Origin of the sequence: Bradyrhizobium sp. 138, assembly GCF_023074075.1 — a bacterium.
Classification (GTDB): Bacteria; Pseudomonadota; Alphaproteobacteria; order Rhizobiales; family Xanthobacteraceae; genus Bradyrhizobium.
In genome coordinates this window covers 1-23,425 of sequence record NZ_JADPKT010000010.1, presented here as the reverse complement: position 1 = coordinate 23,425, position 23,425 = coordinate 1, and the positions used below count along the sequence as shown (strand labels likewise).

The 23,425-nt window shown below is 59.4% G+C and carries 15 protein-coding genes, 3 pseudogenes and 1 other annotated feature; of the genes and pseudogenes, 8 read left to right on the top strand and 10 right to left on the bottom strand.

The window, feature by feature from the left end; all coding sequences use genetic code 11:
• Positions 1-948: 948 nt before the first annotated feature.
• Positions 949-2,604, bottom strand: coding sequence for a nodulation protein NodU (nodU, locus tag IVA79_RS07590; protein ID WP_247551492.1), 1,656 nt, complete (start codon positions 2,602-2,604; stop codon positions 949-951).
• A 1,160-nt stretch (positions 2,605-3,764) separates the two neighbouring features.
• Here nodU and IVA79_RS07585 point away from each other — a divergent pair.
• Entirely contained in the window at positions 3,765-4,694 is a 930-nt protein-coding gene (locus IVA79_RS07585; RefSeq protein WP_247551490.1) for a DMT family transporter, read from the top strand.
• Positions 4,695-5,849: 1,155 nt separating this feature from the next.
• Here IVA79_RS07585 and IVA79_RS07580 read toward each other — a convergent pair.
• Together IVA79_RS07580 and IVA79_RS07575 are read right to left on the bottom strand one after the other, a co-directional pair.
• A complete protein-coding gene (locus IVA79_RS07580) occupies positions 5,850-7,004 on the bottom strand; it encodes a glycoside hydrolase family 88 protein (RefSeq protein ID WP_247551488.1) in 1,155 nt (384 codons plus the stop codon).
• Between the two features lie 251 nt (positions 7,005-7,255).
• Positions 7,256-8,412: pseudogene (locus IVA79_RS07575) on the bottom strand (CoA transferase).
• Between the two features lie 272 nt (positions 8,413-8,684).
• Between IVA79_RS07575 and IVA79_RS07570 the strand changes: the two are divergent.
• Positions 8,685-9,800: a LacI family DNA-binding transcriptional regulator gene (locus tag IVA79_RS07570; protein ID WP_247474311.1), complete on the top strand. Its 1,116-nt coding sequence runs from the start codon at positions 8,685-8,687 to the stop codon at positions 9,798-9,800.
• Between the two features lie 204 nt (positions 9,801-10,004).
• Here IVA79_RS07570 and IVA79_RS07565 read toward each other — a convergent pair whose 3' ends face one another.
• Both IVA79_RS07565 and IVA79_RS07560 read right to left on the bottom strand, forming a co-directional pair.
• Positions 10,005-12,641 carry a CehA/McbA family metallohydrolase gene (locus IVA79_RS07565; protein WP_247551486.1) on the bottom strand — a complete coding sequence of 879 codons (2,637 nt, stop codon included), beginning with the start codon at positions 12,639-12,641 and terminating at the stop codon, positions 10,005-10,007.
• A 209-nt stretch (positions 12,642-12,850) separates the two neighbouring features.
• On the bottom strand, positions 12,851-14,176 hold the full coding sequence (locus IVA79_RS07560) for an MFS transporter (RefSeq protein WP_247551484.1): 1,326 nt from the start codon (positions 14,174-14,176) through the stop codon (positions 12,851-12,853).
• A 674-nt stretch (positions 14,177-14,850) separates the two neighbouring features.
• On the opposite strand from IVA79_RS07560, the gene IVA79_RS07555 reads away from it, so the two are divergent.
• From IVA79_RS07555 to IVA79_RS07545, 3 genes are all read left to right on the top strand, one after another.
• Positions 14,851-15,633, top strand: a complete 783-nt coding sequence (locus tag IVA79_RS07555; protein ID WP_247551482.1) for an enoyl-CoA hydratase-related protein — start codon at positions 14,851-14,853, stop codon at positions 15,631-15,633.
• A 715-nt stretch (positions 15,634-16,348) separates the two neighbouring features.
• Positions 16,349-16,954 carry a hypothetical protein gene (locus IVA79_RS07550; protein WP_247551480.1) on the top strand — a complete coding sequence of 202 codons (606 nt, stop codon included), beginning with the start codon at positions 16,349-16,351 and terminating at the stop codon, positions 16,952-16,954.
• 5 nt (positions 16,955-16,959) lie between these two features.
• Positions 16,960-17,460, top strand: coding sequence for a tyrosine-type recombinase/integrase (locus tag IVA79_RS07545; RefSeq protein WP_247551478.1), 501 nt, complete (start codon positions 16,960-16,962; stop codon positions 17,458-17,460).
• 274 nt (positions 17,461-17,734) lie between these two features.
• On the opposite strand, the gene IVA79_RS07540 is transcribed toward IVA79_RS07545, so the two are convergent.
• From IVA79_RS07540 to IVA79_RS07525, 4 genes are all read right to left on the bottom strand, one after another.
• Positions 17,735-18,966 (bottom strand): IS3 family transposase gene (locus IVA79_RS07540; RefSeq protein ID WP_247551475.1). Its coding sequence is split into 2 segments (ribosomal slippage): positions 17,735-18,675 and positions 18,675-18,966, totalling 1,233 coding nucleotides; the frame shifts between segments, so codons are not numbered across the junction.
• Positions 18,566-18,682 (bottom strand) — a sequence feature (AL1L pseudoknot). It overlaps the preceding gene by 117 nt.
• 535 nt (positions 18,967-19,501) lie before the next feature.
• Positions 19,502-19,798, bottom strand: a complete 297-nt coding sequence (locus IVA79_RS07535; protein WP_247551473.1) for a hypothetical protein — start codon at positions 19,796-19,798, stop codon at positions 19,502-19,504.
• A gap of 13 nt (positions 19,799-19,811) precedes the next feature.
• Positions 19,812-20,012: a hypothetical protein gene (locus IVA79_RS07530; protein WP_247551471.1), complete on the bottom strand. Its 201-nt coding sequence runs from the start codon at positions 20,010-20,012 to the stop codon at positions 19,812-19,814.
• 18 nt (positions 20,013-20,030) lie between these two features.
• Entirely contained in the window at positions 20,031-20,417 is a 387-nt protein-coding gene (locus tag IVA79_RS07525; RefSeq protein WP_247551469.1) for a hypothetical protein, read from the bottom strand.
• On the opposite strand from IVA79_RS07525, the gene IVA79_RS07520 reads away from it, so the two are divergent.
• From IVA79_RS07520 to IVA79_RS07510, 3 genes and pseudogenes are all read left to right on the top strand, one after another.
• Positions 20,314-20,670: a DUF1016 N-terminal domain-containing protein gene (locus IVA79_RS07520; RefSeq protein WP_346658153.1), complete on the top strand. Its 357-nt coding sequence runs from the start codon at positions 20,314-20,316 to the stop codon at positions 20,668-20,670. The genes IVA79_RS07525 and IVA79_RS07520 overlap by 104 nt on opposite strands.
• A 52-nt stretch (positions 20,671-20,722) precedes the next feature.
• Positions 20,723-20,776 (top strand): annotated as a pseudogene (locus IVA79_RS07515) (hypothetical protein); the annotation flags it as partial.
• A 61-nt stretch (positions 20,777-20,837) separates the two neighbouring features.
• Positions 20,838-21,182, top strand: a pseudogene (locus tag IVA79_RS07510) (transposase); the annotation flags it as partial.
• Between the two features lie 12 nt (positions 21,183-21,194).
• On the opposite strand, the gene IVA79_RS07505 reads toward IVA79_RS07510, so the two are convergent.
• Positions 21,195-23,425, bottom strand: a 2,231-nt coding sequence (locus IVA79_RS07505; RefSeq protein ID WP_249815929.1) for an amino acid adenylation domain-containing protein, incomplete at its 5' end; no start/stop codon positions are given.

Below are 23,425 nucleotides of genomic sequence, written 5' to 3'. Positions count from 1 at the left end.
ATGAAATCGTCCTCTTGCCGCACCATGCGCCAGTGCGAGCTAGAGGAATCGCTCGCAACTTTTCGGCCGAACGTCGCGTTTGCAGACACGCTGGCGATCTACTGACATTTGTCACGTTTGGTTTCCGACAGAAGCACGAACTGCGCTCACCTGATCAGTTTTCGGGTTACCGAAAGCTGCCCAGCGCCTGCGGTTCTGGGCATTGACCCGATTCTCGCTTTATGCCTGTCCTCAGCGCCGACTGCTACGTTGTGGCAAAATGTCCGGTGCTGATGCGGTAGTCGCCGCCAATCTCGGCATCCTTGTGCGATGACTAGCCCGTGTCGCGCCAGCGCCATTTCGCGGCGCCCATCACCAGGGACGCTGGACGGTGTTGAGCGATAATGCCGTGTCTCAGTTTGAAATTGAGGGATCAGCCCTTTTCCCAGGCCGCTGCTGCCGCTCTGGCGATCCCAGACCGCTCTTGAGCGGAAAGATGCTTTTCCCGGACCTTCGGCCCTTCTTACCGCCCTCATCCTGGCTGGCCGATCGCAACCGGCGATCCTGATGAGCCCACTGGCAAGTCCCAACGATCCCGCGGCTGCTCCCGCGCCTATTCTCTCGGAAATGGACACACGGCGTTAGAGAGCGTCTGTCTGACACGTCTGAATGCACAGCCTCACTCGGTGTTGCTGCCTCTCAATAGCAACGGCCGTGCCAGGAACACTAAGCGCAGCAAGCCTATCGTTAGGCTCTGCGGCATGCCGGCACTGGCTCGCCGAGCACCCTGATATGCCTGTATCAGGCGGTGGCCGTGCCGAGGACCATACATAAAATCGTCCTCCTGCCGCACCATTCGCAGCCCGAAGCACCCTCCCGGCGCATCGTAGGCGACATCCGGCAGACAGCGACCCGCTGTCATATTTCGCTCATTCTTAGCGGGAAAGGTGCCGTTGGACCGGGGATCGCTCACTTCTGTGTTTTCGTCCACAGCATGCCATGGCACCATACATGCTCAACGCCTCCCCACTGGCAGGCCGTTGCGACATTCGGGAAGAAACCGCGTCCATGGTGGTTCGCACTCGTGTTGCAAAGCAGTGGAATACCCGTAAGTTTCTCATATTCGACGAGAAGCTTGGCGACTTTGTGCTGGGACGATCTGGGAATGGTTTGCAATCGCGCAGTTCCGTCCAGATGTACAACGGCGGGGACTTTGTCCCGCCATTCTGCTCGTGTCTGATGATCAAAGAGCATGTAAGGGTCCGGCGTTCCAGGGCTGAAAATCTCCGGGGCACGATCCTCCAAGCATATCGGAGCGACCGGCCGGAAGTGTTCGCGAAGTTTGATATCGTTGAGATGATCCTTCATTCGCGCCGTCGTCGCGGCTGCGAGAATGCTTCTACTGCCCAGTGCCCGAGGCCCAAGCTCGGCGCGGTCGGCAAAGAAAATCACCGGCTTGTTGCTGACGAGAATGGTCGCGAGTTCACTCATGCTACACGGCGCGGCGTCCCATTCGGTCGGCACATCGCTCGGCTGCAGGGCTGGACCGCTATAGACTGACCATTGTAGCGGCACGAAGCCTTTGTCGGCCGCCACTGCCGAGCAAGCGGCACCGATTGCCGATCCGCTGTCATTCGGAAAGGGCGGCACCCAGACAGCATCGAACAGGCCGCTGGCGCGTAGCGCACTATTCCATTTTATGTTGAGAGCGCAGCCGCCTGTTATACACAAGTTGCGCGCCGGAAAACGTGAGTGGCGCTGCAAAGCACGCGCCATTTCGCGAACGAGCAGACGCTCATGGAAACAATGAAACGATGCAAGCACATCTTCGGGAGCCTTGGACTTCAACCGCTGCGCGCTGGCATCGACGTAATCATGCACAGCTTCAAGCGCAGACTCCGGACTGTCAGGACGGGCGAGCTCTGCATTGGTCCCAAAGTGCTCCTCGTAAAGCTCCTGAAAGACCGTGACGATGTTTTCATCAACAGAGCCTAGTGCGATATAGGCCATCAACTTGCCGGCAACACCGAGGTCCCAATTGGTGCGCGTCGCCTGCTTATACGGTCCGAAGTGATAACCTGCGGCCGCATAGGCGTGCCCAATCATTGGAAACAGGCATTCGATGAACTGGGCGCCGCGGAGTCCTACATAATAAAGACGTGGAAAGGTGCCGCCGTCCCACACCAGACAGAACGCGGGTTGTCCTGCTTTCGCAAAGGGACTCGTGCAGTATGCGGCGGCCACATGGCCCGTGACGTGCGGATAGCTCCTGTAAGGAAAGGATTTGCCGCCCAGTAGCAGGCCAGTGCCGTCGCGCGACGTTAGCAGGCCATCGGCATGACTTTCAATATACGGCGCACCTTTGAGAGTAATTGGCGTAGCCCCACTGAGGACCTGGAATTCCGACTGCCCCTCTCCCCACCAGCCGTCGATGACGAACTGATCAACATCCGACGCATCCAGCCCCTGCTCCGCTAAGGCGACGACAACTGCATCGAGATTGTCAATGCTTTGATATCGCGGATTGTTGTCCCGCTTCTCCTGCTCGACACAAAAAGCAAGTCGTCCGTCCTCGATAAGAGCGATTGATCCGTCATGCGTCAGCTTGATACCGCAGATGCGCATAGTGCCTCCATGTTAGCCCCAGACGATTCGATTAATTTGAAGACCGTCTTCGCTGCCGAAAGCAGCGAGCAAGCAGACGCACTCGAACGATCAACGCTTCGTCAGCGCTTCCCGGACCATCTCTGCATCAGCGGCATGACGCCAAGCGTTCGAGCGGTATCACACGCAGATCCGAGTACCAGATGCCCGCCTGGCGTGAGCGTGCGCATCTAGGTTGCGGATGCGCATTTCAGCCAAGTCATGACCTAAGACGGGACTTCCAAGACCGTCAGGTCCCTCGTCCCGATCGAGATCGGATTTCGGATCACGACTTATATTTTGCCCTCATTCTCAGTGGCACGAGGTCATCTCGATGGCTGGTTGCAACTAAGGCGCCTCCCATTCTGCGTTCTCGCCCGTAGCCACAGCATGATTTGGGCCAGTGCAAACCAGAGGAATCTGGTCGCAATTTCTCGGCCGAATGTCTCGTGTGCAGACACCCTGGCAATTTACTTACATTCGGCACGTGTGGTTTCGGACAGAAGCAGGGACTACGATTACCGATTCAGTTTTCGAGCTTCCGAAAAATGCGGAAGCGTGCGGCCCCGAGGCCTTGGACGGCCTTGGCAAGGCCTGCCCTCAGCGCCGGCCCCTGCATTGTGGCATAATGTCCTCCCCAATCATCATTGGCGCGCGTCCTCGGATTGCGAAATCAACCACGTGAGGGGAATCGCCGTACCCGTCGAGCGATGCGACTAGAAACTCCCGGAGCGCCTTACGCACCTCCGGATCCAGGTCCTTCGAAGGCGGAACGGCAGCTCGATCCAATCCGTCTTCAACCCCATAGGTCGCAGCAGCCTGCCCCGGGGTGGAGATGACGTAAATCGTGGTATGGATTTATCGCTCTTTCACTTGTTTTCATGCGATCGACAACGCATGTACGATCATCGTAAGGGCGTCGCCAGTTACCTCCGACCATGCCATTCGCCCGTGGTGCGGAACGACGAAGCTTCGAGGCTAAGAGACACAACGCATGCGATACTCGTGGCTTCGCCCTTGGGTAGGACAATTAGAGCCCAGAATTCGATATGCGATCCGGCGGCGGCAGATCATGAACCGAGAATTCAAACGTGCATTGCCGTGAACCCACTCCGATCGCCGCGACGAAGGGAGTCATAAGCTTGAGTGAGAGCCCACCTCTTTTCCTACCGCTTCTTTGCGGAACACTCGCAACGGTCAGCTGGAGCATCGGCAACGTTCTGTCCAAGGCCGCGCTCTGCTGCATCGAACCGCTCTCGCTTTTGACAGCGCAGTTGGCTGTGAGTGCCGCAAGCCTGATCGTACTATCGATCCTCTCAGGTGCGCCGCCTCGCTTGAGCGATTGGCGTGCTGGCCTTGCCGGCATCCTGCAGCCGGCGCTTGCGTCTGGTCTGTCGATCTTCGGACTATCGATGCTGCCGGCGTCGGTAGAGGCGATGCTGTTCGCAGTTGAACTGCCGATGGTCATACTTCTTGCGTGGTTGATCCTTGGTGAGATCCCTAACCGTGCTATCGTCTTTCTCTGTTTGTTGGCTTTTGCCGGGGTCGGCTTTTTGCAATGGACCTCTGAATCTGCTCCTTCCGCAACGCCGGGACTGGGGGTCGCTCTCGTACTCGCCGGCGTACTATTCGCCTCACTCTACAGCATAGCGGTCCGTGTGATGTCGCAAAGCGTGGACGCGTTGCGCCTTACGACAACGAGCCAGATCGTCGCGTTTGCAGTGGTCGTATTTGCGTGGATTTGCGTTCGCCCATTGCCGACGCTCTCTGTGGTCATCGGCGATATTGTCCCGGTGGCCGGATCCGGATTGCTGCTCTTTTCGATCCCCTTCCTCCTCTACGGGATCGCGCTGCAGCGAATGAGCGCGACAGCCGCCGCTCTGTTGCTACCGCTCGTTCCCGTGCTTACATCCATTTTCGCATCTATCTTCCTTCGGGAAACTCTGACCGCAACACAGTGGCTGGGGGCCATCGCGGTTCTTGTCTCGGCCCTGGGAATGCCCCTGGCCTTGCGCTCCCAACCCCATTGCTCGGAAATATCACCCCACTCTCCTGTCGGGAGAAAGCCTTGAAGAAGGAGCTGGGCAACGCGCGCGCTGTCAACTCCGGAACGGGCGGTCGAACGTGAGTTATTGCGAGCGCAGTCAATTGCGGCTCCTTGACGAGCCAGCCCTCAATCCTAGTAATGTGCGGGTCGAGCTTGGACGGCCATGCGAACCCTGGTCTTATAAGGCCGACGGCAGCCTCGGTGCGTGGCACGCGCCTCGCCGGCCGTCACCGTGCTGCGGAGGGTTTCTTGGCGAACGTCGCTGCGGTTGCCGGCGCGGAGCTCGTGCAAGCGGGTTGCAGGCCGCGCACCTGTCCGGCACGACGATCGACGCAACTGCCAAGTTCCTCGTGGTTTGTGCGAAACTCGGCCATGAGCCCGACCGGATGGAGCGAGCGATACTGATCCACGTAGTAGGCGCCGCTTTACAGCCGCGTCAATTTGGCATACGCCAGCGCGCGCTCATAGGGCGTCAACGGAGCATGATAGCGCTTGATTACTTTAGAGCATTTTCCTACCTGACGGAATCGGAAGTGATTCGCTTGCGGCAAATCGTGATTCACTCTGAGGGCTGGTGATGGAGGCCAGCCCCATCGCTAAACCGCTCTCGCCGGACCTTCGCTTTCGCATAATTCGGCTGTGGGCAGTCATTGATCGTCCGGATCGGAACTTTCCGTCGGATGGTCGAATGGAATCCGGCACGGCGCCGCCGCCTACCGCCGCTCGCCGCGACCCTTACGTCGACGAGCAGGCAGTCGATGGTTGCAGGGGTGATCGCGAAAACAGGATCACGATCTGCCAGACCAGGCTTCAATCGCCCATGTTGCTCAAGGGCCGGCAGCAAGATCGGAATCATCACGTTGAGCTGCTTGCCGCATAGCCGGTCCAACGCCTCCCATAGCGCCGTCATCGCGTCCTTGATCGTCGCGCCACATCTACGTCTGCGCTCTCGCGCTGCCTTGACCTGTCAGGCCCAACCCCCTTGTGTTGCCGGAGTGCGGCCTGCGAGGGCCTCACCACCCTCCTCGATCAACGCACGCAGCTTCGCCGCGCAGCGGTACCTCGATTTTGAAATAGCTGACGGCACCTCTCGTGCAAGACGAACAAGAATCGGCACCGTCAGCATCACGCCGCTGAGCGGTGCGTCCTGGACCATGATCGCAATAGGGGCTGCTTCTAATCAAATCTTCTCAGCCTCGATGAGTCCATCAAGAACGTTCAATGATTCGAACAGATAGTAGGATCCGAAGATCGTCTCTGCATTGTTGGCCGAGTCCTGAGCGCGTGCATCGCGACGCTTGTTGAAACAGGCGCCGACCAACATTCCGGGCGGGCGGGGATCGTCCGGCTTTGTTGGCGTCAGATAGGTCTCAATCAAGGCCTTTGCCGTCCGTTCGCCTGCCTCACGATATCTGACGCGCAGTGCCGCCGTCGGCGCGAGCCGCGCCAACTTTAGCAGCGCCGAGCACGTGATTGCAGTTGCCGCCGTGTCCGTCTCCGTGTTGGGAATGTCAGGATCATCAAAGTCCCAGAACGCGACCATGCTCGCTGGCACGTGCGAAAGCCACCAGTCCGCTCCCGCCATCAACTGCTCCATCCAGCGCGTCTCATGAGGATGGTGAGCAAGCGCGATCGCCGCATAGACGAGCCCCCAAGCTTGCGCCCTGCCCCAGACACTCGTGTCGCTGAATCCCTTGTGGGTGAAATGGCGGACTATCTTGCCGGTGGACGGATTTAGCTCACTCGACTGAACGATTGAGCCATCGGAGCGCATATGAATGTCGAGCACGCGCGTGGTATGGCGCGCCGCAATGCCAGCGTATGAGGAATCGCCTGTCCTTGCGGCGGCCCAATACAGAAGCGGGACTGCTTGCAGAGAGTCGATGCTGCTGAACGAATTGCCAACATCTTCTGCTTCCTCCGCATCGCGGCCTAGCGGAATGAGGCCAAGCCGGCAATCGAATTGCGTCTTGAGAGAGGTGGCGGCATCCAGTGCCAGGAGAGCTGCGTCCTTGTCTTGACACAGGACGTCGCCAAGAGCGACCCCATAGTAGAACCCAAAGCCCTTGAACGCCGTTTGCAGCTGCGCGCGCGGCTTCAAGCGGCTACTCCAGAACCGAGCTGCATCGAGGTATTTCGCCTCGCCAGATCGCCGCGCGAGCAGCCACAACATACCCGGCCATGCGCCACCGGTCCAATCGCCGTCCGGCGTGGTCGTCCATTTACCGGTCGAGCTGTCTGCCCAATGCGGAAACTCTATTTTCATCGCGGCAAGCGTCTGATCGACGCGTGCTTGCATCAGGTCTATTGCGTGTGCCCAGCGCGACTTGCTCATATCCGATACTCCTTTGCCACTTGCCGAAATCCCAGGGCATCGTTCCCGGTGCTAACCTTCCAATGTCCGACCGATTTCGCTTCGGCCGAGCCGATGGCTTAAGCGGGTCAGGAGCACGCAGCTGCCTTCTCCAGCTATCGCTCCTGATCACGAGCAAACGCCCAACGGCTATCCGCCTCAGCCCGATCGTCACGCGCATGACCAGTGTGTACATGCGAGCATGCCTGCCGTGATGCGCGTTGGGAGCGTCATCAAGGGGCGCGCGAGGACGTAAAGGCGCCGACCGCCCCCTTGCTGGAAAGGTCTTCAAGTTGGTGGTCGTCGTAGCCGAGCTCTTTGAGGATTTCCTCGGTCTGAGCCCCAAGTTTCTGAGGCGGCAGTCGGACTTCGGGCAGCTTGCCATCATAGCGCACGGGATGGCTGACGAGCGTGATCGGCGCGCCCGTCGCCCCGCGAACGACCTGGAAGTTCTTGTTGTGCACGACCTGCGGATCGGTCACGACATCTGCATAGTCATTGACCGCGGCGTGCCAAATTCCGTGGGCCTCGAACAATGCGATGCATTCGGCCGTCGTGCGCTTTGCGACATTTGCGGCGATCGCAGCGGATGCCTCGTGCGTCGGCGATACGCCTCCTTGTCTGGAACGCGCTGATCGGCCGGAACATCGAGCGCCTCCGACACTGTGCTGAGAGATCCAAGAGAAATCGCCATATGACCGTCACGCGTCGGATAAATGCCGTAAGGCGCACCGTAGTACCAACCGGAGATCGGTCCCGGCTGACGGACATCGTCAGGCCGCTCGCCGTTGAGGTAACAAGTAAAGGATTCCATCTGCAGATCGAGTGCAGCAGATAACAGGCTGACATCAACCCGGCACCCCTGTCCGGTGCGCGTTTTCCTCACAAGCGCAGCCAGAATGCCAGCCGCAAACAACGCAGCACCATGGTGATCGACCGCTGAAACACCTACGGCCCTTGGACCCTGCTCGCGGCTTCCAGTAATCGTGGCCAGCCCCGACATTGCCTGCACCAGTAGATCCTGACCGGGACGGTAGACGTAGGGCCCATCGGGACCGTAGCCTGAGGCCGCAGCATAGATAATTTGCGGATTGATCTTCTTGGCGTCCTCGTAGCCGAGGCCAAGCTTGTCGAGAACGCCGGGGCGGAAGTTTTCAGTCATGACATCCGAGGTCGCGATCAACTTCCTGGCAATCTCAATGGCTTCAGGTTTCTTCAGGTCGAGCGTGAGACTTCGCTTATTGCGGTTCCCGGTGAGCAGCAGCATGGACTGCCCATCGACCCGCTTGTCTGCTCCGCCCCATTTCCTCTGAAAGGCGCCATCTGGTGGCTCGATGGCAATGACGTCCGCCCCGAGATCGGCGAGAAACTGCGCAGCCACGGGGCCCATCAGGAAGTGATTGAAGCTCAGGACGCGAACGCCCTTCAAAAGATCGACCATGGTCTCGCCTTTCAGTTTTCTTGGATCAAAGGTGTTCTATTTGGCTCGACCTCTGAAATCGATTTCAGAAATAAGCATCATGATCTGCAGAGTCAAGCAAAATGGCCGGCCTGCCAACTCAGCGCCTGCCCATGTACCAGAGTTCCACTGGATAAGACGGATCGGGCGTATACAGAGCTTGAGAACGCTGGCTGTCCAATGTTCTAACGTGGATCGGACTCATGCCATTGACTGAGCGACCAGACCGGATGGATAAAAAACCAACAATCGAGCCTAAAGGACGCCAGCAACCGCGCGTGAAGATCGAAGATGTCGCGCGAAAGGCCAATGTGTCCCCTGCGACCGTGTCGCGCGTCCTCAATCATCCCGAAATCGTGAGACCGGAGCTCCGGGACAAGGTGATGCGGCACATCACAGACCTGTCCTACACGCGAGACAGCGCGGCGAGAGCCTTGAAGTCGGGACGCATGCGCACCATCGGAGTCATCGTTCCGACGCTGGCGCTCGGCATCTTTGCCGAAGGAGTTGAGGCGCTGCAGAACCGCCTCAGCGAAAGCGGCTATACGCTCTTCATCGCGAATTCCCAATATGATCAGCGCCGCGAACTTCAGGAACTGCAGAGCCTCATCGAGCGCGGCATCGATGGAATTGTACTGGTCGGAGGCTCCCATGGACGTGAACTGAGGGCTCTGATTGAACAAGCCGGTGTGCCTGTGATCACGACCTATGTTTCGAAGGCAGTTGGCGGCATTCCCGCGATCGGAATCGATAACGAAAGAGCCACGCGCGAGATGACCGAGTATCTGTTGCGGCTTGGACACGTCCGTTTCGGCGCGATCGCCAATGTTGTTGCTGCGTCCAACGACCGGTCCCGCGCGAGGCTCGAGGGCATTCAGCGCGCTCTTTCGGACGCCGGCCTCCCGCTCAGGCCCACCCAGATCATTAAGGCCGACTATTCGCTTGCCCAGGGTCGCAGCGCTCTTCGTCAGCTCCTCACCGACCACCCCGACACGACGGCGGTGATCTGCACCACCGACACCCTTGCCATCGGTGCAATGGCAGAGGCCCGCAAAATTGGGGTCGCCGTGCCGGCTACGCTTTCCATCACAGGATTTGACGATGTGGAGCTGGCGGCGCAGATGGACCCGCCGCTCACAACAGTCAGTGTTCCGGCAGCTGAAATTGGCCGAGGAGCCGCCGATTATCTCATCAATGCGATCGCTGGAAGCCCACTTCCCAGGAGTGTCCTGTTGCCCTATCGACTGGTCATGCGGTCATCGACCGGGCCGCCGAGATCTAGCGAACGCCCACCGCGTCGCAGGCGCAGCCCGGGCTGAAGCTGCCGCGGCCGACGCGCTGTCACTGAAATCGATTTCTCGTGCCTTCTGCATTCTTCCAAGACTCTGGCGGCTGCCACGCTGCGCGAACATATGACTGGTGGCGGCACAAAGTGGACGTGGCTGAAACATGCCGCGGTCATGCTGCCCGCGAAGCGCTGGAGCGAGAGAAAGGAGAGCAGCTCACACGACGTTTTCCCCTTCTCAGTGCTCGCGCTCGGTGTGAACGGAGTGGACAGGCGCATGGTGGTGAATGGCGCCAAGTTCGTGCAGCTTATGATGCAGACGATGATGTGCAAGCTCCAAGGCAGCTCGCAGCCGCGAGTGCCGCGCTTCGTCAGTCCTGGGAGCGAGCGTATCCATATAGGCGATCGATCCCTCGATTTGTGCAAGAATCGACACCGCGTCCGCAGTGGCAAAGACCGGTTTGTCGCCGACTTTGACATACACCGCACTGGTGTGGGCCGCGATGTCGGCCTCGCGCCCCGCCACACTGCCTCGAACGCGTATTGCGATCCAACAGGACTCGGTGATGCGCAACGCGAGCTGGCCGTTGCACGACAACTCGCTACATCGAACTTCATCGATGACGATGCCATTGCGGATCACCTCCACCCGTGTTGGCGCGACGCTGACCGATTCGATCCGCCAGCCGATTGTGATGGTGCCACCCGAAGGAGGAAGCGCGATCGCGCTCCCGGGGCGACGTCCTTCCACTGTCACCTCAACGAGCGGCCCGACTGTGATGAACGTGTCTCCGCTGCGTACGGCGTCCATCCAGTTGCGATACGTGAAATCGCGCCCACCTAGTTGCACATAGGTCCGCGAGCCTCCGAGGAGCGCGGCAGCGTCCATCTTGTCGGAGCCGGCGACCAGTGGCAGATGGTAGCCGATGTTGAGGTAACGGTACCAGTCAGCCAGACCAAATGCGCTGATCTGCGCAGTCCGCGGGTTGAACGACATCATTTCAATGGCATCGACCAGGCCGAGCACGATGTCCGCCGCCCGCTCGGCTTGCGGGTTGGGAGCATGCGGCATCACGACAAGGCCCCCTTGCTGGCGGCAGCGCTCCGCCCAATCGGCCATGGTCGCTTCCAGAGGATCGCCGATCGCAGCCTCGTTGGGTCCGCCGCAAGACAGGGGGTTGATAATCTCGCCTTCGTAGCCGAGAAGCGATATGTGTCCTAGGACTTGCATACGGTTCTCTGTGCCGACGCGAACAAGGAACTCTCCGTCCCCGCCGAAGTGCTTTGCCCCGAGCGTCGTGCGCCCGTCGAAATCGGCCACGTTGGTGAATAACTCGCCCCATTGTGCCGCGAGCAGGTTGACGACGTTGACCCCCTCCGCCTTGCCCTCTAGCAGGGCTGTGTGCGGGCTCAGGAAATGGACGTGAGTATCGGAGCTGACCCAGCCCTGTTCGCGCCAGCGCAGCACCCTGTCCAGCTCGAAGGTGAGTTCCTCCGTGGTCGCGGTGACTTGGACGATACGGCGTAGGGGCCGCACCTCGAAGCCCCTGCTGATCTCCACGAACACGGGCCCGATCGGCAAGTCCGCCTCGCAGCTGCCATCCACATAGGCGTACTGGTTCAGCCCGTTCGTAAACTCCCCGGCGAAGTCTTCGAATCTTCCGGTATTGACCTTGCGGTGGTGCCCCTTGGGCGGCAGATACTCCCCATCCGCGCCATGCACATGCAGGCGCGCGGCGACACGCACGCCGTTGCCCTTCTCTACGATGCGGATTTTGACGGGCCTTGTTGCCGGCGCGATGGGCACCGCCTCCAGCGAGGTGTCTCCTGCGTTCCCGCCAGCTTCCAGCGACCGAAGATCGGCAAGGTGCAAGCGGCCGTCGTCGGAGCGTAGGTACAGCCTTGCGTCGGGATGGGCGGAGTACTCGACGATGACCTCGTCCTCGGAACGCACCGGCTGCACGTCGTGCTTGTCACCGAGCCAGTCCGATCTCGCGTAGTCAAGCACCGCGCGGGCGGAGATCACCGTGCCGAGATCCATGCCGATCTGTTCGCCCCGATGATCGACGTCGAGCTCGCCAAGCTTATTCAGATGCACTCCGGGCGGTAGCCGCATCTTCAGCTTGCGACGAGCCTGGAGGCGCAGGGGATGCTCGGTGAGCCTTGTCGTGGTCACCGCAAAGACAAGAGAAACTTCTTGCTCCGCTCGCAGGCTTAGCGCGGTGAGCTCCTTCTCCGGATATGGATTTTCGAGCGCATAAAGCCACAAGTTCTCCCCTTGTCGATCCATGCGCCCCGATTCGGTGCGTGTCTCGCCATGGAAGAAGCTCGCGCCCGCCGTTCTGCCGAGTGCGCAGTTTTCGCCGGTGCTTGCGTGCACGATGGGCCCCCGTAACGGCAGCGCCGCGAACGGGCTCGCGCTCCAGGAGATATGGTTCTGCTGGACCGCGAACCGCCGTAGCACCGGCACGTCGGCCTCGGTGCTGTCGACGTATCGGAGCACGTATGTCGACACCCGATCGCCGAGCGAATTGCCTTCCACAGGCAGCGTTGCCGGCCCGATCTCCCCGAAGCCTTGAGGACTTACGGGTGGGCGGTCCGCGACCACTTGCACAAAGAGCACGTAGCTGGCCAATGTGGGCGGCAGCGCGATCACCACAGGAAGCCCCCCGGGACGCAAGGCCAGCACATCCGCTCCGGCGTTGGCGCCGAATAGAAACGGGATGCCTCGATACGTCTGCGGCCCTCGAAGCGAATCGATCCAGCCGGTGTCGCCTGGGCGGCTGCCGAACCCCTCATCGAGTTCCAGGCGACCGGCGTTGAAATATCGCTGCAAGTCGACGAGCGCGAAGTGCGGTGACGATGGCGTTTTCATTCGATGGACTCCAGTTCATGGACGTCGTCGCCCATAAGCGGCCCTGGATGCGATCAGGACTGCTCACGTGTCCCGCTGCTGGCGAAGGCGCTCGTCCCAATCCCATGCTCTTGCCCAGCATCAAGAGATACTCGCCAGTCGACATGCTTTGCGTCTGATAAGGAAGGCTTTGCCTCTGCTGGGAGGCGCAAGCGGCAGGCAGAAGGCGTTCAGTCACCGATGTAGACGCGGCCACGCCTTTTGGCGAAGTGGTAGACCACCACGCTTAAGAGCGCTATCAACGATCCGTAGACAGGAAACATCCAGGCCATGTGCTCGCGTTGCAACCACACAAGAAGATACGGTGAGGTCCCGCCAAACAATGAGACGCCGAGCGCGTAACCGAGCGCTACGCCCGTGGTGCGCACGGCACGCGGCATCAGGGTGGTAGCGATGAAGTTATAGAGCGCCATGTTGAACCCCACGATGGCTCCGCCGAATACCGTGACAAGGAAGAACGTGGAGATGCCCTTCTCCGAATAAAGCAGCGTCAGGAAAAAGCATGGGATGAGCAGTAGGCGCAGCAGCGTGAACGCACGCGAGGGCCGCACCTTGTCAGCGAAGGCGCCAACAAGCGGGGCGGCCAACATCCAGATCAAGACCATCAGCGTCATAATTCCGTATACAGAGGTGCTATTCTCCTTGAACACCGTGTTCGCCATATTGGGCAGACCGGTGTTCCAGGCATAGTTGGCGATCTGCACCGATCCGATCACCAGGATGACCGCAAGCAGGGATAGCCGCACGCTCCAGAGCGTCTTCCACACACCGCCGGTGGTTTCCTGAATTCGCGACGAGTCATCTTGGCGATGCATAACCCGATGGATCAAGGTCTCCGGTACCGACGTGCGCAGATAAATGACCAGTAGGCCCAGCACCCCGCCGACCGCAAAAGGTACGCGCCAGGCCCACTCGCGCATCGCTTCGGGGGCAACCGATGCGCTCACCAGAAACGCAACAAGGCTGGATCCAAGGTTGCCTAGCTGGATGAAAGTGCCACCGATCAGCCCCAGATAACGCCCCTCCTTTCCGGGCGGCGCCAGTTCAATTGCGATTGCATTGGCGACACCCGCCTCGGCTCCGGTAGCAAGCCCCTGAATAAGGCGCATGATAAGCAGCGCCACAGCCGCCGTGACGCCGATGTCCCGGTAGGTCGGCAATAGAGAGATCAGCAGCGAGCAAACCGCCATCGCCGTCACCGAGATCATCATTACTCGCTTGTGGCTAATGCGATCTGCGACTGGGCCAAGCAAAGCCGCTCCCAGTGGCCGCGCGCAGAAGCCCGCCCCGTACACGGCTAGCCCCGCAAGCAGCGAGGTCGTGGGATCATCGGAAGGGAAGAAATGCGGCGAGAGAAACGCCGCCATCACGCCGTAGACGTTCCAGTCGTACCACTCCAGCGCTACGCCCCCTCCGAGGCCGATGGTCATCCGTCTGTTTGCAATCTGATTATCAAGCTGAACAGATACGGCACTGGGTTGAGCAATAATGTTCATGTGTCCTCGGGCTAAGTCAATGGCGTTAATGATGCTGCGGTCAAGCAAGGACGAGCAGCCGCTCGCTGGGTCTACGCGCGGAGTGCGGCGCTATCTAAGATACACGCGACTTGAGCGGGCCGGCTCATAGCGGTGAAGGCGCAAGCGCCAACGGGTACGCGGCATGCCGCCGATAAGGCCGTCTTGGTTCGCGATTTCGCAAGTCGTGCGGCCGCACGACCGGCTCTTGCATGACCTTAGTCAAAGAGATCGCGAGCGGCGATTCCGATCTGTGCAGCCGCCCAAGAGCAGACGCCACCGAACGCGCTGCGTACAAAACGCGCGCGAGCCTGTCCCATTCCCATGGTTTCCATCCCTCCTGTTGCCAAAGCGCACTCGTGAAGAAGCTGTTGTTCTTGTTGGACGGCGCCGCGCTACTACGCCGTCATCTGGCTAAGAAAACATCGCAGTTCTGAAATCGATTTCATACACGTAGGCGCTCTAGATTTCGGAGTCAAGCGCGAAAAATGCTGCCGCTAAACCTTCTCCCAGTCTGACCAGCAATTTTTTTCTTGAGCAGCCAGAAACAGCTCGAAGCCTGGTCAGTCGGATTGACTATAATGAAGCATGTTTTGCGTAGAAAACGATTTCAGTCTATAGGCTGCCTTTCTGACTTCTTTCAGGAGACACCCTCAATGACCGGCAAGCCCGATCTCATCCTCTCGACCTCTCCCAGGGCCCATGTGCGCGTTGTGACGCTGAACAGGACGTCGAAACGAAACGCCTTAAGCAACGACCTGATCGCACAGCTTGGCGCGAGCTTGCGGCAGGCTGCGCTCAATGAGGATGTTCGTTGCGTCGTCCTTTGCGGGCACGAAACCTTCTTCTCTGCCGGAGCCGATATTAAGGAGATGCAGCAGCGCGGGTTTGAGGCAATCGACAATCCCGCGAGACGTTCTGCGTGGCGGGACATCGCCAATTTTCCAAAGCCTCTTATCGCCGCGGTTGAGGGAATTTGCTTCGGTGGTGGTCACGAATTGGCCTTGCTCGCCGACATCGCCATAGCAGGCGAAGGAGCGCGGTTTGCACAGCCTGAAATCAACATCGGGATTTTGCCAGGCGACGGCGCAACCCAGCGTCTGACGCGCGTGGCAGGCAAATCTCTGGCCATGCTGATGATACTGACTGGCCAATCGATTTCTGCCCGTGCGGCGATGCAGGCCGGCCTTGTCGCTGAAGTCGTCGAAAGCGGCCAGGCACAGGCGCGAGCGCTCGAGATCGCCGAACTGATCGCCCAAAAGCCGCCGCGTTCGACTGAGCTCGCCAAGGTGGCCGTTCTCGCCGCCTTTCAGACCACCCTGGACGCCGGGCTCGAATTCGAGCGCCAGGCAATTCGATGCGCATTCAACACTGCTGACCAGCAGGAAGGAATGAACGCGTTCTTCGAGAAGCGATCGCCAAACTATCGTGGAAATTAGCCGTCGCGATCCCCAGCCTTCGCTGCTGCCGGCGCTCCACATGTGCCGGTACTGGCCCACGATGCACCCGATTAAGCACTCCTTCGGATCGACCAGGCCAACGCTGCGATCTAGAATTCTGTCGATGCCCACCCTTCGAGCACCAATGTACATTGAACTTGCAGTAGCGCCTGTCAGGGACCATCTCGGCCGGTGCGCCCGGGCCTTCCTGCGCAAAGGTCAAAGCCCCTCTCGGTCGAAGTGGACCAAAGGTGTGGATCGACTAGGCTAGGTTCTGCGATCGACAGAAAGTCGCTTGATTCCGCTGTGGACTCTTAGGTTGGCTGGGGAACCTGGACCCTACGCGCCTGCTTTCAAAGCCTGGAAATACTGCCAAAATAGCTCTATATGAAAGCCCGCGTTGGGGGCGAGCCGTTGGGCACACTGTTAGGGGCAGGCCACGTGAACGTTATTCTGAGAGCGGAAAAAGGTGGTGGTGATCGGCGCTACTTGACCCAGCCTTCGGGGCGAAGGGACGACTTGGTATGCCGTTGCTGAAGTCCCTAGGACGCTACGGCGCGCCATTGGCAAGAAGCGGCTCCTGAAAGTCCCTGGCGACCACAGACCTCCGGGTGGCCCGCATAGCCCGTTGGAACGCCGTTGCGGATTTGAAGTCTGAGATTGCCAAACACCGGACGCTGGGCCCGAGGAACAAGACCCGCTACTCTTGGAGGCCATGGCGCTCCGGGAGGAATTCGTCCGGGCAGATGCCGCGCGGCGCAATGACCTTATGTATCAGATCACGGACCGGGCCGAAGAGATCGATCTTGCGACTGGCGGGACCCGGGAAGATTACGAACCGTTCGGAGAACCCCGGGCAGCTACCAAGCAGGCCACCAAGTTCGTTCAACTGGCGTCCGCAAAGGTCACCCCCGCCGACCTCTACATCGAGCGATGGCTTGCTGCCTCGACATATAGCGAGCGAACCAAGGCCGACGCCCGCACCGCGCTAACGCTGTTCAAGGGTTGGTGCACGAAGGCCAGCCAAGGCTTCTTCATCGAGACCACGACGGATCGGATTGCCGCCGATTTCCGCGATGAGGCGTTCGTCAAGGCGGGCGTGCACTTCAAGACGGCCAACAAGAAGCTATCTGCCTTACGGCAATACTGGACCTGGCTAGAGAAGAGCTTCGGCGTGAAGTCGAACCCCTGGATGCGCAAGTCGCTCCCAAAGGCCAAGGCACATAGGATTGCCCCAGATGGCCCGATGGGCCCGAGCGGCCGTTCACGGATGACGAGGTTCGCACCCTTCTCGCGGGCCCGGCAGACACTGATATGGTGAACGCCATGAGGATTTCCGCCCTGTCTGGGATGCGCCTCGATGAAATCGGACAGCTTCGCATTCGTGATTGCAGCGACCACACATTCAGCGTCACTCGCAGCAAATCTGCGGCTGGGGTTCGCACCATTCCCATTCATTCAACGCTTCGACCTATGATCGCGAAACTTATGGGCAAGCGCGATGCGACTGCCTATCTTTTTCCCGACTTCCAGGACACCGGCTGGGATGGCAATCGGACGATGGCCCTCTCGAAGCGGTTCACGTACTATCGCAAGAAACTTGGCGTGCATGATAAGCGACCGGGTGCGCGGAGGTCCAAGGTCAACTTCCATAGCTTTAGGCGTTGGTTTGCGACGAAGGCTGAGGATGCAGGTCACCGGGAGAACGTTGTGGCGGACATCATGGGCCACGAGAGCGAGGTCGGCATCACTTTCGGGCTCTACTCCAACGCCCAGCTAAAGCGGCTGAAGAGAGCTTGCGTGGAATCAATCAAGCTGCCTCTCTAACCAAGACCGTACCCTTAGATGACCAAGGGCATTTGAAGCGACGGAACACTCGCGTCCGATGACACGGGGGGCTAAGCGCTTTAACCGCGTTCACGAGTTAGGCTGGCCGCGAACAGGTACAGCTCGTTCGTTGCAAAAAGCTGTCCTGGCCGACGCCGCTTCACAGGTTGAGGTGTTTGCATGGTGGATCGTGAGACTGCAAACGAGCCACAATCAAAAGCGGTAGAAGGCGAGCTGAACCGCTCCGGGTTTGCCGGAGGCCATTTGGTTTAAGTTATGCCGCCATGGCCGATTGTTCCAGCATGGCGTAGTAGCGTTGCTCGGCTTCGGCCGGCGGTATGTTGCCGATGGGCTCCAGGAGCCGCCGGTTGTTGAACCAGTCCACCCATTCCAGCGTCGCGAACTCGACGGCCTCGAAGCTGCGCCATGGTCCGCGCCGATGGATCACCTCGGCCTTGTAGAGACCGTTGATGGTTTCGGCGAGAGCGTTGTCATAGGAATCTCCGACGCTGCCGACAGAAGGCTCGACGCCAGCTTCAGCCAGGCGTTCGGTGTATTTGATAGAGACGTATTGGCTGCCCCTATCGCTATGATGCACGAGCCCGCCGCGATGGACCGGTCGGCGATCGTGCAGGGCCTGCTCCAGCGCATCGAGCACGAAGCCCGCGTGCGCCGTGCGGGAGGCCCGCCAGCCCACGATCCTGCGGGCATAGGCGTCGATCACAAAGGCGACGTAGACGAAGCCGGTCCAGGTCGCGACATAGGTGAAGTCGGAGAGCCAGAGGACGTTCGGCCTTGGTGCCTTGAACTGGCGATTGACGTGATCCAGCGGGCATGGCGCGGCCTTGTCGCTGATCGTGGTCTTGACGGATTTGCCGCGGATGACCCCCTGCAAACCCATGTCCCGCATCAGTCGCGACACTGTGCAACGGGCAACATCGAAGCCTTCGCGCTTGAGCTGCCGCCAGACCTTGCGCACGCCGTAGACGGAGAAGTTTTGATCGAAGACGCGCCGAACCTCGATCTTCAGCGCGGCGTCCTGCCTGGCGCGCGCCGACAGCTTGGCGGGATCGCGCCGCTTGGCCAGATGGGCATGGTAGGCCGAGGGGGCGATCGGCAAGACCTTGCAGATCGGCTCGACCCCATGCGCCCCACGATGATCGTCGATGAAGGCGATCATGGCTTGGACCGGCGGTCGAGCTCCGCCATCGCAAAATAGGCGCTTGCCTTGCGCAGGATCTCGTTGGCCTGCCGCAGCTCGCGGTTCTCCCGTTCGAGAGCCTTCAGCTTCTCGGCCGTGTCGGTCGGAACGCCGGCCCGCTGCCCGCTATCGACCTCGGCCTTCTTGACCCAGTCATGCAGCGTCTGCGGCGTGCAGCCGATCTTGGCCGCGATTGACGTCACTGCCGCCCAGCGCGACGGGTGCTCGCTGGCGTGATCCAGAACCATCCGAACCGCTCGGGTCCGGACCTCGGGTGAAAACTTGTTCGTCGTCTTGCTCGTCATGGCTCCATCCTCTCAGGGGTTGGAGCCTCCGGCAAACCCGGGGCGGTTCAAGCACCGACAGAACAATCATCATGGCGGCGCAGATTGCCAGCGCACCTTTAGCGCTGAGGCTCAGGCCCAGGAATTTAACGTGCAACTCGGGATGGTCAGGCATTGGCGCAGCTCTCCATTTGACTGGTTATGAGCTGCTGTGAACCAGGCCGTCCGACCAAGATTCATAAGATCAGAAGTCCGGAAGCTTGCAAGGAAATTGATTCACACTTGGGGCACCAAAAAACTCTATCGCCGAAATCCGGACTCGCAAGGGTCCGCGCTGAGTATTTGAAAGGATTGAGGATTCTGTCTGTATATTTGGCAAAATCCGTCAAACGAAAAAGTTTTACAATGGCGTGACGTTAAGCAGATCACATCCCGCAGCCTTGTGGAGAACCGGGGCGTCAGTCATCCGGCGGGATCAGCATGCCTTCCTTCTGAAAAGTGGCATCGGTTCGGTAATAGCTCTCGATGAACTCATCACCGTTGCCCGCAAAGGCGCTTACTCTCCGAGGTCCTTAAAATAAAAACCTACGCGGCTCTCGATGACGTGTGTCACATGAAAGGCTATCAGATCGGCGGTCTCAAATAGCCGTTGCCTGCTCTCTTTCACTCGCCACAATTGCTGCTCGCCATCGCGGAAGTGGTACTCCCGCATCCCTGCCTTGATGTGCTCGTACAGGCGATCATCCTGCTTCAGACGCTGATTGGCGATTTTTGCCTTTTCGACGTTTTTCGAGCGTTGCCACAGGAAGATGCCGCCGGAAATCGCCAACACCAAAATAAGTCCCCAGTCCATCCCAGCCCTCACATCAGTCCTTCGAGATATCGCTATCCCAGACCCTGATGCCGTAGTGGTCGAGAAGCTTGTTCAGTTTGAATTCCAACGTATGGAGCAGGTAGATGATAAAACTTGCAAACAGGGCAATATACATCGCCGATAGGTCGTTAGCGTGAACCGCGACGGCGAAAGCGCCCCCGCCGAAAATCAAAATCAGCAATCGAGTGCTCATCTTTCCCCCCTTGCAGCCCTACTTCTTGCTCAACCCCTTGAACGAGCCGGCACGCAGCAGCCCTTCTGACGTGATATCACGGTACTCGACGTCTGCGTAGAACGTGGGCTCAACCCACGTCGCCTTGGGCTTCTTGATGGGCCGGGTGAGCTTGGCCTTTGGGCTCACTACGGTATCGAGCTTCTTTCGGATCTCGCTTGAAACGGTGCGCGACCAACCGGTCCCGACTTTGCCCATGTAGACCAGTTCCTTTCCTTCCTTCTTGCCCAGGTAGAGCGCAGCCACACCTGTAGGATCCTTGATGAACCCGACCACGGGGAATTTGCCCTTCTGCACAGTTTTGATTTTCAGCCAGCGTTCGTTGCGGTCGGAGCGGTACCTCGCGATGAGGACGCTGAGGAGCAACAAATGTACGTGGCGGGATGCCGAATTTGTGCAACAAGTTGTTGCACTGTTGCCCTGGGGCCATAACGTCCGCCTTCTAGATGCCGTCAAGGCGCCGAAGCAACGCGCTTGGTACGCGCGACAGGCGATCGAACACGGATGGAGCCGCAACGTCCTCATCAATCAGATCGATAGTGACCTGTTCGCCCGTCAAGGCAGCGCGCACTTACCACCTTCTCGCGGACTCTGCCGGCGGAGCGGTCGAGCTCGCTAAAGAGATCCTCAAGGATCCCTACAGCTTCGACTTTCTTTCACTTGGCCCCGAAATGCTGGAGCGAGACCTCGAACGCGGGCTGATAGAACACCTGCGTTCGCTGATTCTCGAACTCGGCAAGGGGTTCGCCTTTGTGGGCATCCAGTATCATCTCGAGGTGGGCGGCCATGGAGGCGCTGATCGGCAACACCATCGCGCGCATCCTCGCCGACAAGGGCTATCGCGGCCACAATGCGCCGCCCGATTACAGGTTCAGGGTGTTCACCTCAGGCCAGAAGCGGCGGGTGACGCCAAAGATCAAACGCGAGCTGCGAAGGCGCTCCGCGGTCGAGCCGGTCATCGGCCATCTCAAATCCGAACACCGGATGGGCCGCAACTATCTCTGGCATCGCCAAGGCGACGCCACCAATGCCGTCCTCGCCGCCGCCGGTTACAACTTCCGGCGTCTCCTCCGCTGGCTGCAGCTCCTGTTGCGCCAAATCCTCGTCCAGCTTCAGTTCGTCCCGAGCTGAAATCCAGGTTCTTCACGGACGACTATTTAAGGCTCTTGATAACGAGCGTGCCAGGACTTTGCGGTTTTCTGGAGTGTTCATCATCGTCGCGTGATTGCCTGGAATCGTTGTGGTATCAATGGCCGCTGCACTCAAAACCCTGTCCCAGCCGCGCATCGGCGAGCTCATCTCTGGAGCTATTGAGCTCTTGTCTATTCGTGCGCGACAACTTACGGAAGAATCCGCGTAAAACTGATGTACCTCAATTGGCAGCGACGGAGCCCGATATAGCTGCAGCGCCCTTTGAAACTGCTCAATTCTCTCGTACATCAAAGCATCATTGTGATCCGGAGGTATAGCTCCTATTTGATGAGCCTTCTCAAGTAGTTGAGCAATCGAACTGTGCCGTGCAAAGCGCTTTAATAGTTTAAAGTGCTCGTCCTCAAGGGGTTCAAGAGTTTCTAGCACCACTTCGCATACCATCTGGGTGGGCGTCATGCCGGCTGGCTTTGCGGGTAGCGTAACATCAATGAACGCCATAAATGAGACAGTTTCATTGAGGCTCAGTAACTGCTCGGCTATGGCGTAAGCCAATATTCCGCCTGATGAGTATCCAGCAAATCGATATGGACCCCGGGACCGTATCTCCCTGATCGCCGGAATGACTTGCGAGGCTATCGCTTCAAGAGTTGGTGAACAAACTTCACTGAAAGAAGGCCACGGTAGACCATAGATTGGACAGTCCGCGTCCATTTCCTCCACCAAGTTGAGGATATAGGAACAATCTCCTAAGCCTGTGGGAACAAAGAACAGCGGCGGCTGCGATCCGGTTGCGCGAACACAAATCACTCCCGGACTACTGGGCTGTGGCTCCAAATGAACCTTCAATGCAAGTTCCTTCAGAACAGGAGCTTGGAAGAGATCGGCGGCGGTAAACTTGAACCCGGCATCGAGCGCTCGACTGAGAAGCCGCACCGCTAGCAGTGAGTGCCCACCCAGTTCGAAGAAGTCGTCGTGGCGTCCGACCCGCTCCAACCCGAGAAGCTCGGCCCAGATCCGCGCCAATGCCGTCTCGACTGCGCCCTGCGGCGCCTCATAGGCCGCCCGTGCATAGGCATCGTCAGCCGGCGCAGCCAGCGCCTTGCGGTCCAGCTTGCCGTTCACCGTCAGCGGCAGCGCCGCCAGCCGCACGAACGCCGATGGCACCATGTACTCCGGCAGGTGCGCACTTAGGTGCGCGCGCAAGGCCCCGGCAAGCTCGCTTCCCTCCAGCCCATTCGAAGCTGCTTCCGGCGCGCACACCACATAGGCGACAAGACGCTGCTCGCCGCCGGGGCCCTCGTGCGCCACCACCACCGCCTCGCGCACGAACGGGTGCTCGCAAAGCCGCGCCGCGATCTCGCCCGGCTCGATGCGGAAGCCGCGGATCTTCACTTGGTCGTCATTGCGGCCCAGGAACTCCAGATTGCCGTCCGGCAGATAACGCCCGAGGTCGCCGGTCCTGTACAGCCGATCGCCGTCCACAAAGGGACTGGCGATGAACCGCTCGGCTGTCAGCTCGGGGCGGTTCAGATAGCCTCGCGCCACTCCCGCACCGCCAATGTAAAGCTCGCCCACCGCACCGAACGGCACGGGCGCGCCATGACCGTCCAGCAGGTACACCCGCGTGTTCGCAATCGGACGGCCGATCGGGACCACTGCCCCATTAAAATCAGCCGGACAATTCCAGGCCGTTACGTCGATAGCAGCTTCCGTGGGACCATATAGATTGTGCAGACTAGTCCAGGGTAATACGCGCCGAACCTTCTGCGTAAGGGAGGCAGAAAGCGCCTCGCCACTACACACGAGACGCTGCAGGGATGTGCAGCGATCAACGCCCTTCGTGTCCATGAAGCTGGCCAGCATGGATGGTACGAAGTGCGCAGTGGTGATGCGTTGGCCGATTATCAAGTCTATAAGCGCATCTGGGTCTTTGTGCGCACCAGGAAGTGCCAGCACCAGGGTTGCCCCTTCAAGCAATGTCCAGAAGAATTCCCAGGCCGAGACATCGAATCCGAACGGGGTCTTCTGCAAGACGACATCAGCCGCATTGAGTGCATAGGCCTTTTGCATCCAGATCAGGCGATTGATAATAGCCCGATGCTCATTCTGTACCCCTTTGGGAGTTCCGGTTGAGCCTGAGGTGTAGATCACGTAGGCGAGATGGCGCGATGTGAGGCCAAGCGTGCGCGGGTCGGGGTCCGAAGCCGGCCGTTCGGCCCAGG

Bases quoted from the DNA above. Each gene is read 5' to 3' on its own strand.
- IVA79_RS07535 (WP_247551473.1), bottom strand. From the start codon at position 19,798: ATGGACTGGGGACTTATTTTGGTGTTGGCGATTTCCGGCGGCATCTTC.
- IVA79_RS07545 (WP_247551478.1), top strand. From the start codon at position 16,960: ATGAGGATTTCCGCCCTGTCTGGGATGCGCCTCGATGAAATCGGACAG.
- IVA79_RS07580 (WP_247551488.1), bottom strand. From the start codon at position 7,004: ATGAGCAAGTCGCGCTGGGCACACGCAATAGACCTGATGCAAGCACGC.
- IVA79_RS07570 (WP_247474311.1), top strand. From the start codon at position 8,685: ATGCCATTGACTGAGCGACCAGACCGGATGGATAAAAAACCAACAATC.
- IVA79_RS07520 (WP_346658153.1), top strand. From the start codon at position 20,314: ATGAACCCGACCACGGGGAATTTGCCCTTCTGCACAGTTTTGATTTTC.
- nodU (WP_247551492.1), bottom strand. From the start codon at position 2,604: ATGCGCATCTGCGGTATCAAGCTGACGCATGACGGATCAATCGCTCTT.
- IVA79_RS07565 (WP_247551486.1), bottom strand. From the start codon at position 12,641: ATGAAAACGCCATCGTCACCGCACTTCGCGCTCGTCGACTTGCAGCGA.
- IVA79_RS07560 (WP_247551484.1), bottom strand. From the start codon at position 14,176: ATGAACATTATTGCTCAACCCAGTGCCGTATCTGTTCAGCTTGATAAT.
- IVA79_RS07550 (WP_247551480.1), top strand. From the start codon at position 16,349: ATGGCGCTCCGGGAGGAATTCGTCCGGGCAGATGCCGCGCGGCGCAAT.
- IVA79_RS07530 (WP_247551471.1), bottom strand. From the start codon at position 20,012: ATGAGCACTCGATTGCTGATTTTGATTTTCGGCGGGGGCGCTTTCGCC.
- IVA79_RS07555 (WP_247551482.1), top strand. From the start codon at position 14,851: ATGACCGGCAAGCCCGATCTCATCCTCTCGACCTCTCCCAGGGCCCAT.